General features: G+C 67.6%; 2 protein-coding genes. Both read right to left on the reverse strand.

The window, feature by feature from the left end; genetic code table 11:
- Positions 1 to 1,334 (reverse strand): NAD(P)-binding domain-containing protein (locus EN990_RS35165; protein WP_127388577.1); only part of this gene is annotated, 1,334 nt, incomplete at its 3' end.
- Between the two features lie 44 nt (positions 1,335 to 1,378).
- Positions 1,379 to 1,588, reverse strand: a 210-nt coding sequence (locus tag EN990_RS35170) for a helix-turn-helix domain-containing protein (RefSeq protein WP_164766238.1), incomplete at its 5' end; no start/stop codon positions are given.

The following is a 1,588-nucleotide window of genomic DNA, read 5'->3' on the forward strand; positions in this document are numbered from 1 at the left end:
GCATCCCTGACGCAGAAGGCTTCGACAGGGGGGGGAGCAGGCCCGCCACAGCAGCCGGCGCTTTCCGATACCGTCGCGACACCGACGGCACTGCACACGCCGGTCTCCGGCAGCACCAGCCGCACCTCGCGGGCCGCGGCATGGTCTCCGGCAATATCGGCCACCACCGAGCGGACCTGCTCGTAGCCGGTCGCCATCAGGAAGGTCGGGGCACGGCCGTAGGATTTCGAGCCGACGATGGTGAAACCGGGTTCGGGCTGCGCGAGCTCCGCAATGCCATGCGCGGGAACCGTGCCGCATGAGTGGAAGTTCGGATCGATCAGCGGCGCCAGTGCCGGCGGCGCTTCGACGACGGGATCGAGCGCGATGCGGATTTCGTCGAGGAACGACAGGTCTGGCCTGAAGCCGGTGGTGACGACGATGCGGTCCACGGCCATGCTGAACGGCTTGCCCGCGAGGTGGGCGTCGACGGCAAGCTTCTCGCCTTGCGTCTCGATGCGGTCGACGGCGAAGCCCGCCAGCATGTTCAGCCTGCCGTCCGCCATCGCCTGCCTGGCGGCCAGCCCAAGCGCACCACGTTCCGGCAACTGGTCGTTCAGCCCGCCGCCGAGCAATCTCTCGATGTTGGCGTGCCGCAGCGCCCAGAAGATTTCGGTGCCAGGCGCGCCATCCTGCAACTCCATCAGCGCCAGCGCGACGTTGATGGCCGAGTGCCCGCCGCCGATGACCAGGATGCGCTTGCCCGCATAGTCTTCTCTCGCCTTGCCGACCACGTCGGGAATGCCATAGGCGATGCGTGCCGACGCCTTGCCTTCGCCGGCAACCGGCAGCCCGTCGATGCCGATCGGGTTTGGCCGCCACCATGTTCCGGATGCGTCGATGACGGCGCGTGCGAGAAAGCGGTGCTCACCGCCGCCATCGCGGTAGCGGATGACGAAGGGCGCGTCCTTGCGGCCCTCATTGGCGACCTTGTCGTGCCCCTGACGGGTGATCGCGGTGACCTCGGCGCCGAGCTTCAGATTGGCGGCGATCGCCGGAAGCCGGCCAAGCGGCGCCAGATAGTCGCGCACGATCTCGCCGCCGGTCGGCAGGCCCTGGCTGTCCGGCGCCGTCCAGCCGGAGCGGTCGAGCAGCGCCCGCGCCGCCGCGTCGATGTTGTATTCCCAAGGCGAGAACACCCGCACGTGGCCCCATTCGAGCAGTGCGGCACCAACGCTTTCGCCGCGCTCCAGGATCAGCAGGCGGATGCCGCGCTCGACCAGATGCGCCGCGGCGGCAAGGCCGACCGGGCCGGCGCCAATTACCGCGACGGGAAGGTTTGCCATCATGTCCATAGGTTCGATCCTTCCGGTATGTTCGAATTATACGCGCAGAAAAATCAGGCCAGTGCTTTGCCGACGGCGGGCGCGCAGACAGCATCCGCGCAGCACTCGTCGGCGAGATAGCCGATCAGCGCATTCATGCCGGGATAGTTGGCGCGGCAGATCAGCGTCGTCGCTTGCCGTTCCTGCGTGACAAGCCCGGTATCGACCAGCCGTTTGAGGTGATGCGACAGCGTGGAGGACGGAATGTCGAGCCTGCCCTGGAC

This window comes from Mesorhizobium sp. M7A.F.Ca.US.005.03.1.1 (assembly GCF_003997975.1).
In the GTDB taxonomy this organism is placed as follows: domain Bacteria; phylum Pseudomonadota; class Alphaproteobacteria; order Rhizobiales; family Rhizobiaceae; genus Mesorhizobium; species Mesorhizobium ciceri.